General features: G+C 58.1%; 7 protein-coding genes and 1 pseudogene. 3 read left to right on the forward strand and 5 right to left on the reverse strand.

Translation table 11 applies throughout. The features are described 5' to 3' along the window. Positions 1–180: 180 nt before the first annotated feature. The 3 genes from VEB01_RS05335 to VEB01_RS05345 are packed head-to-tail and all read right to left on the reverse strand — an operon-like array spanning position 181 to position 1,275. Entirely contained in the window at positions 181–402 is a 222-nt protein-coding gene (locus tag VEB01_RS05335) for a DUF2970 domain-containing protein (protein ID WP_324873472.1), read from the reverse strand. Positions 403–435: 33 nt separating this feature from the next. Next, positions 436–864 carry a hypothetical protein gene (locus VEB01_RS05340; RefSeq protein WP_324873474.1) on the reverse strand — a complete coding sequence of 143 codons (429 nt, stop codon included), beginning with the start codon at positions 862–864 and terminating at the stop codon, positions 436–438. A gap of 15 nt (positions 865–879) precedes the next feature. Then, entirely contained in the window at positions 880–1,275 is a 396-nt protein-coding gene (locus tag VEB01_RS05345; protein WP_324873476.1) for a hypothetical protein, read from the reverse strand. 249 nt (positions 1,276–1,524) lie between these two features. On the opposite strand from VEB01_RS05345, the gene metH reads away from it, so the two are divergent. The 3 genes from metH to VEB01_RS05360 all read left to right on the forward strand — a co-directional run bounded on the left by metH (position 1,525) and on the right by VEB01_RS05360 (position 7,166). Further along, positions 1,525–5,226, forward strand: coding sequence for a methionine synthase (gene metH / locus VEB01_RS05350; RefSeq protein ID WP_324873478.1), 3,702 nt, complete (start codon positions 1,525–1,527; stop codon positions 5,224–5,226). Positions 5,227–5,256: 30 nt separating this feature from the next. Continuing rightward, positions 5,257–5,805: a TonB-dependent receptor gene (locus VEB01_RS05355; protein WP_324873480.1), complete on the forward strand. Its 549-nt coding sequence runs from the start codon at positions 5,257–5,259 to the stop codon at positions 5,803–5,805. 179 nt (positions 5,806–5,984) lie between these two features. Beyond that, positions 5,985–7,166: a TonB-dependent receptor domain-containing protein gene (locus VEB01_RS05360; RefSeq protein WP_324873482.1), complete on the forward strand. Its 1,182-nt coding sequence runs from the start codon at positions 5,985–5,987 to the stop codon at positions 7,164–7,166. A gap of 39 nt (positions 7,167–7,205) precedes the next feature. On the opposite strand, the gene VEB01_RS05365 is transcribed toward VEB01_RS05360, so the two are convergent. Together VEB01_RS05365 and VEB01_RS05370 are read right to left on the reverse strand one after the other, a co-directional pair. Continuing rightward, a complete protein-coding gene (locus VEB01_RS05365) occupies positions 7,206–7,703 on the reverse strand; it encodes a tetratricopeptide repeat protein (RefSeq protein ID WP_324873484.1) in 498 nt (165 codons plus the stop codon). 28 nt (positions 7,704–7,731) lie between these two features. Further along, a pseudogene (locus tag VEB01_RS05370) lies at positions 7,732–7,871 on the reverse strand (IS630 family transposase); the annotation flags it as partial.

Genomic DNA, 7,871 nt, shown 5'->3' on the forward strand with positions numbered 1-7,871 from the left:
CGCCTGGTCGAGAATGGGCCAAAGCCAGGAAACATCGACGAGCGGCCATTTGGCGCCGCGTTTTAGCCAAGAATAATCATCGGCGCCACAATTCGTCAACCGATCTGCCCTGCGGCCTGAAGGAAAAAACCCCGCGACCGAAACGCACGGGGCTTCTGATGGCGTTGCTCCGCAGCGTTCCTAAGTCCCGGTGGATTTAATGACTAGATTGACCACGGTAATGACGGCCAGAACAAATAGCACCGTAAAAATTATGCCGCCGATGATATAAGCCTTGGCCGAACCAGCCGCGAAATCGCGCTCCCGGTTTGCGGAGCTTTGGACACCGAAAGCCGCCGCAACGACACTGGCAATGACCTGAAATAGCGTGGGCTTTTTGGGATTAGGATCACCTGAACTCATGGCCGTCATCAATGTTGCTGAACACAATCTGCTTCAAGATGTAACGCTTTTCTTTTTGTTCAAGTAGAACTTGACGCCGAAAGCAGCGGCAATAACCAAAGTAGCGATGGACACTGCAACTGCGTTGCTGCTGATCACCTCTTCGTCCACGTTGAAGGCGTAAGTGCGGAGATACGTTGCCAAGAAGTACAGAGTCTGCACCGTGGCTATGGAGAAGAAGAACGAGACCAAGAACTTATCGAGAGCCCTGTACTCCGTGAACTCCATATGGTCGAAAAACAGCTTCGTAATCGCGTAACCCGGCAGAAACATGATCAAAATCGTGATCAGAATGCGTTGCGCGTAATAAAAAGGCGACGTGGTCGTGAACAACGACATCAGCACGATGAAGACCGCACTGATTCCCAGCATGCCCATCCACATCGTTCGGTCATCTTTGTTGAACTGAAAAAACTTATTCATATCCGGTTTCCTCTATTATTGTTTTTTAAAGAAATAAAACCCTTCGATACCGCCTTTAAGGATCATTCGGTCGGGCGTTTTCTCATAGACCGTATACTCGATCGGTCTTCCCGGCCGCCCCGGATCATCCGCTGCAATTTTGCCGTTCACGATTTTGTACGTCCATTCGTGCCGGTCTTCCGCTTTGAAATGCCGATTGAACCCCGAAGTGACAATGGTGCCGTCGAGTTTGAATTCCCAGGTCCGATTCTCCTCAATCTTGGGTTTATTGAGCGCCGGAGCCACCGACTCAAGCTGCCACGTACCCGCAATTTCGCTGTTGTCTTTTAGTAGGATTTCTCCCCAAGCGGTGGTTCCAATGGCCCCAGCAAGCCAAATTAGGCCGGCTGCGCCGAAAGCTCGAAAATTCATACATATCTCCCCGGAACTGGTAATGTGACGGTTGCCCTCCCCCGCGAAAGAGAAGCATCCGTAGGCGAAATCGTTAGCCATATCTTGAAAGCGAGCCGAATTTTTACATCTTTCATTTCCTCATGGCAAGGAATTCACCGGCTTGTCGCTCACGAACCGGTTTATCACCGGACACTCTGTCTCTAGAATATGATCCCTTTTGCCGTCGAAACACGCTTTCGACCTTCCCTTACCTCGGAACACCGCACGATGATCGATTTGAACGCCCGCGCCGCTTTACTCAGACAACTACTTTCGGAAAGGATTCTATTCCTGGACGGCGCGATGGGCACCATGATCCAAAGCTACCGACTCGGCGAGAGCGACTATCGCGGGGAGCGGTTCGTCGACTGGCCGAAAGATCTCAAAGGCAACAACGATCTTCTCTGCCTCACGCAGCCGCAGATCATCCGGGCCATTCATGATGCCTATCTGGAAGCGGGCGCGGACATCATCGAGACCAACACCTTCAATGCCAACCGGGTCAGCCTTGCGGATTACGGCATGGAGGAATTGGCTTACGAACTCAATGTGGAGGCGACTCGCCTGGTGCGGCAAGCGGTCGACGCCATGTCCGAGAAGACCCCCGATCGACCGCGGTTCGTCGCCGGCGTATTGGGGCCGACCAATCGGACCGCCTCGATTTCCCCGAACGTCAACGATCCCGCCTTCCGCAACGTGAGCTTCGACGAACTGGTCGACGCTTATTACGAAGCCACCAAAGGCTTAGTCGACGGCGGCGCGGACATCATTCTCATCGAAACGATCTTCGACACCTTGAACGCGAAGGCCGCCGTCTTTGCCGTAGAGCAGTTCTGCGACGATCGCGGGCTCCGCTTGCCGGTGATGATCTCCGGCACGATCACCGACGCCTCGGGTCGGACCCTGTCAGGCCAGACAGTGGAGGCGTTCTGGAACTCGCTGCGCCACGCGCAACCGATTTCCATCGGCTTTAACTGCGCGCTGGGAGCCAAACAACTTCGGCAATATATCGAAGAGCTGGCGCATATCGCTGACACCTATGTCTCGGCTCACCCCAACGCCGGGCTCCCCAACGAATTCGGCGAATACGACGAATCGCCCGAAGCCATGGCCAAGGAAATTGCCGAATGGGCCGAGCAGGGATTCTTGAACATCGTGGGCGGCTGCTGCGGCACCCGGCCGTCTCATATCAAAGCCATCCACGATACGGTGGAGCACTTCCCGCCCCGGTCTATCCCGGAGATTGAGCCCAAGTGCCGCTTGTCCGGGCTCGAGCCCCAGAACATCGGTCCTGAATCCTTGTTCGTCAACGTCGGCGAGCGCACCAACGTCACGGGTTCGGCGGTCTTTCGCCGCCTGATTCGCGAGGAGAAATACGAGCAGGCCATCGACGTCGCCCGTCAGCAGGTCGAGAACGGCGCGCAGGTCATCGACGTGAACATGGATGAAGGCATGCTCGACTCGCAAGCCGCCATGGTCCGTTTCCTGAACCTGATCGCCTCCGAACCCGACATCGCCCGCGTGCCGGTGATGCTGGACTCGTCCAAATGGGACATTCTCGAAGCGGGACTGAAATGCCTGCAGGGCAAGGGCATCGTCAACTCGATCTCGATGAAGGAAGGCGAAGACGCTTTCATCCGCCACGCCAAACTGGTCCGGCGCTACGGTGCGGCCGTCATCGTCATGGCGTTCGACGAGCAAGGCCAAGCCGACACCCGCGAGCGCAAGGTGGAGATCTGCGCCCGCGCGTACAAAATCCTCACCGAACAACTCGGGTTCCCGGCCGAGGACATCATCTTCGATCCCAATATCTTCGCGGTCGCCACCGGCATCGAGGAACACAACCGCTACGGCCTCGACTACATCGAAGCCGTGCAGACGATCAAGGAAACCCTGCCCCATGCGCTGATCTCGGGTGGCGTTTCCAACGTGTCATTTTCCTTTCGCGGCAACAATCCGGTGCGCGAAGCCATCCATGCCGTTTTTCTTTACCATGCGATCCGCGCCGGCATGGACATGGGTATCGTCAATGCCGGCCAACTCGCCATTTACGAAGACATCCCGGCAGAACTCCGAGACGCCATCGAGGATGTGATCCTCGCACGCCACCCGGACGCCACCGAACGGCTATTGGCCATCGCCGAGAAATACCGGGACGAAGGTGGAACCGTCGAAAGGAAGGAAGATCTCGCCTGGCGGCACTGGCCGGTGCAGAAGCGTTTGGAACACGCGCTGGTCAAGGGTATCGACGAATTCATCGAGCAGGACACCGAGGAAGCCCGCCGGCAGTACGAGCGGCCGTTGCATGTCATCGAAGGTCCGCTCATGCAGGGCATGAACGTGGTCGGCGACCTGTTCGGCGCCGGCAAGATGTTCCTGCCCCAGGTGGTCAAATCCGCCCGCGTCATGAAGAAATCGGTGGCTTACCTGATGCCGTTCATGGAAGAGGAAAAGGCCGGCGGGATAGCCCAATCGAACGGCAAGATCCTGCTGGCCACGGTTAAAGGCGACGTGCACGATATCGGCAAGAATATCGTCGGCGTCGTGCTGCAATGCAACGGTTTCGAGGTCATCGACCTGGGCGTCATGGTGCCCTGCGAAAAAATCCTCGAGGCGGCGCGCGAACACGGTGTCCATATCATTGGCCTCTCCGGCCTGATCACGCCGTCCTTGGACGAAATGGTCCACGTCGCAAAAGAAATGGAGCGGCTGGGCTTCACCCTACCCCTGCTGATCGGAGGCGCGACTACCTCGCGCGCCCACACGGCCGTCAAGATCGAGCCGAACTACAGCGGTCCTGCGGTTTACGTGACCGATGCCTCGCGCAGCGTCGGGGTCGCCGGAAGCCTCTTGAGCGAGGATCTGCGGGAGGATTTCATCGGCAAAACGCGGCGCGAATACGATGAAGTGCGCCAGCGGCACGTGGGACGCAAGGCGCAAAACCCGATGCACGAGATCGCCGCCGCGCGCGCCAACGCCTTCCACGGCGATTGGCAGCATTATGCGCCGCCCAAGCCCACGTTCCTGGGCACCCGGGTATTCGACCGCTATCCGCTGAGAGAAATCGTCCCGTATATCGACTGGTCCCCGTTTTTCCACACTTGGGAACTGGCGGGCAGCTATCCGAAAATTCTCGACGACGAGGTGGTCGGGGAACACGCGCGCACCTTGCTCAAGGATGCCCGGGCCATGCTCGAGACCTTGGTCGAGGAGGACTGGCTTACCGCCCGCGCGGTGGTCGGATTCTTCCCGGCCAACGCGTTAGGCGACGATATCGCGCTTTATACCGACGATGCCCGCAACGAAACATTGACGGTCCTTCACCATCTGCGCCAGCAGGCGGTGAAACCGCCCGGCCAGCCCAACTACTGCCTCTCCGATTTCGTGGCGCCGGCCGAGAGCAGAGTGCCCGACTATATCGGCGGCTTTGCCGTTACCGCCGGGCATGACATCGAAAAGCATCTCGATCGTTTCGCCGCGAATCACGACGACTACAGCAGCATCATGCTCAAGGCCCTGGCCGATCGCTTGGCCGAAGCCTTCGCCGAACTGATGCATCGTCGGGTTCGCCGCGAATTCTGGAATTATGCGCCGGACGAGCATTTCACCAACGAGCAATTGATTGCCGAAGCATATAGGGGCATCCGCCCTGCCCCCGGATACCCCGCCTGCCCGGATCACACCGAGAAAGCGGCGCTGTTCGAGCTGCTCGATGCGGAAAAGAACACCGGCATCCGCCTGACGGAATCTTTCGCGATGTATCCCGCCTCTTCCGTCAGCGGCTGGTATTTGGCGCATCCGGCGGCCAAATATTTCAACGTGGGCAAGATCGGCCGCGAACAGGTGGACGATTACGCGAAAAGGAAAGGCATGGCGGTTCAGGAGGCCGAACGGTGGCTGGCGCCGATACTCGCCTACGAGCCGGATTAGCCGGTCGCTTAGCGTTTAATCAAATTTATTATGATCAAAACAGGTACATGGAGGTTAGCCGGTTCGGCTACGGCCTTGTTGATCTTCCATCAGGCGCTGGCCTCGCCGCAAGCGGACGTGACGGAGCTGCCTGCGGTGAAGATAGCTGCCCCGGAAGACCTGACCGAGACCACCAATAATCTCTTACAAACGCCCACCAATAATGTGACTACCCGATCGCGGACGGATGTAGAAAGTTCGCAGTACAGCAACGTCAACAGCTATCTGCGCGGCACACCGGGCGTTTTCATGAATCGCGGCAGCGAGGGCCGCGGCGTGGGCCTCAGAGTGCGCGGCGCGTCTGCCGCCCAAGGCTTGGTAACGTTCGACGGCGTGCCGTTGTTGACGGCGCTGCCGGGACTGAGCTGGCTCGACACTATTTCCGCCGAGGCCTTGGGCGGCGTGACAGTGGTGCTCGGTTCCAATCATGCCTACTACGCCAGCCAAGCCGTGGGAGGCACTATCCAGCTGAATTCCAAACGAGCCTCGGAAAATTACGGTTTGACTCACGCCGAAGGAGGCAGCTTCGGAACCTTTTGAACGACCCTGAGCGGCGGCTTACAGAGCGAACGCGCCCATATTTCCGTGACGGGAAGCCGGGTGAACCAATTCGACGGCGCGTATGACGCCATACGGAACCGCGGCAATCCGGAACGGGACCCGTTCGACAGCACCCTGGGCCTGCGCGGTACGGCGCGCGGTTCACGCCGGATTTGGCCGTGGACGGCAGCTTGCTCTACAAAGACTCATGGCAAGGCGCGGATCTGCCGGGAGTGACTCCAGCCGGTCTTCCCACGTTCGTCGACAGTTCGACCACAGATTTTCACGAAAAACTCTGGCTGACCCAAAATACCGCCTCAGCGCGCCTGACCAACGATTGGACCAGTCAGTTGCAGTTGGCCTACACCGAGAACGATGTCGCCGCTCAAGCCGGCCGGCTACCGGTTAGTTTCCGCAGCCAATTGATGTTCGCCGATTGGCGCAATATTCACGCGCTTTTCGATGATCAGGCGCAACAGCGGCACTGGCGTTTGGTCTGGGGCGGACAGGCGCGCCACGAGCGCGGCGAAAGTGTAAACCCATTGCGGCCGACACAATTCCGTGACGAACGGAAAACCGTAACCGGATTCGCCGAAGCACTGGCCGACCTGGGAGCCTGGCATCAAGAAGCCGGTGTGAGGGTGGAAAGCCACGACGATTACGGCAAGCATACGTTGCTGCATTTCGGGTCCCGTTGGGGTCTCTCGTCAAGCTTGAGTCTACGGGCCAACGCAGGCACCGTATTCCGCGCACCGGGCTACGGCGAGTTGCAAATGCCGCTATTAGGCAATCCAATCCTTAAGCCGGAGAAGGGTCTGACGGCTGATGCCGGGGTCGATTGGATGCCGACCCGCGATTTACGCCTTGCCCTGACCGGTTATTACGGCCGTTATAACAACCTGACTACCGTAGAAATCGGCCCGGGACGCTTTTTCGGCTTCGGTAATACGCCGCGCGCGCGCATCGCAGGGATAGAGGCTTCGGCCGAAGTCCGCTGGTCCGAGCAACTCCACAGCGGCGTGGACTTCACCTACCAGTACAGCCGCAATCTGGACAATGATCGGCCCTTGGCCTTGCATCCGGAAAAAACCGGCCGCGCCTGGACCCAGTGGGACATGAGCGCTTTGCCGCTGAGTTTTCGCGTGAACGCAACGTATCAAAGCCCGCAGTGGAACGATATCGCGGCAACCCTGCGTACCGGCCATTCCGTCCGGCTCGATGTTTTGGCCACTTACCACGCGTTATCGCAACTGGATCTTTATCTGCGCGGGGAAAATATCACCGACAAGACAACAGGCGGCACTTACGCCCGCTACACCATGGGCGCCACGGTGTTCGGCGGTGTTCACTTGAAGTTTTGAGGCGGATCGGAGAGCGCGAGGGGCCTGTTGTCAGGATTGCTATTCAGCCGCGTCTTTAACGCCGACGACGTTTAATAACGGATGTTGCAGCAGCGACTGACGCAGAGGGTCCGCCTCATCCATGGATGCAGCCAGGCTCAGGAGTATCGCTGCGCTACGACGACGGTACGCATCCGCTTCGGAAAAACGACCCGTTTTGCCATTGAGCTCCGCCGCGGTTGCGTACACCTGCCATTCCACGAGGGGCGCTTCGACTTTGTTCAGACAAACTACCGCTTGCTCGATTTCCTCGAGTGCTTTATCCCATGCCTTCCGCCCCATGGCTGCCTTGGCCAGTAAACGGTGTCCCATCGCCACATAGGGCGGATCGGGAGGCAAGGCGGAGAGCTCGCAGAGCTTCTGGGCCTGTTCCTCGGCCTTTTCCCACTCGTTCTGGCTCAACCAATATTCGGTGAGCCCCTGAAGAAACAGCGGCGCATGTACCATTCCATCAACTGACGAGAGGTTTCCAGCAGATGATCGCTCCGGACGAAGCATTCAAAAGCCTCGGGATATTGGCGTAAACCTAGAGTCCTGTCCCATTAATTCGCTGACATAATCGTTGAAGTTTGGCCAGGATGGAATCCGCCGTGGCGGTCCAGACGAAGGGTCGGCAGGACTGGTTGTAATGGGAGATGAAGTGGTCGATCTTGTTGACCAGATCCC

The organism is Methylocaldum sp., from assembly GCF_035627495.1.
Lineage (GTDB): Bacteria > Pseudomonadota > Gammaproteobacteria > Methylococcales > Methylococcaceae > Methylocaldum.

Coding starts and splice junctions, on each gene's coding strand:
- VEB01_RS05345 (WP_324873476.1), bottom strand. CDS start 1,275: ATGAATTTTCGAGCTTTCGGCGCAGCCGGCCTAATTTGGCTTGCTGGG.
- VEB01_RS05355 (WP_324873480.1), top strand. CDS start 5,257: ATGATCAAAACAGGTACATGGAGGTTAGCCGGTTCGGCTACGGCCTTG.
- VEB01_RS05365 (WP_324873484.1), bottom strand. CDS start 7,703: ATGCTTCGTCCGGAGCGATCATCTGCTGGAAACCTCTCGTCAGTTGAT.
- metH (WP_324873478.1), top strand. CDS start 1,525: ATGATCGATTTGAACGCCCGCGCCGCTTTACTCAGACAACTACTTTCG.
- VEB01_RS05335 (WP_324873472.1), bottom strand. CDS start 402: ATGAGTTCAGGTGATCCTAATCCCAAAAAGCCCACGCTATTTCAGGTC.
- VEB01_RS05340 (WP_324873474.1), bottom strand. CDS start 864: ATGAATAAGTTTTTTCAGTTCAACAAAGATGACCGAACGATGTGGATG.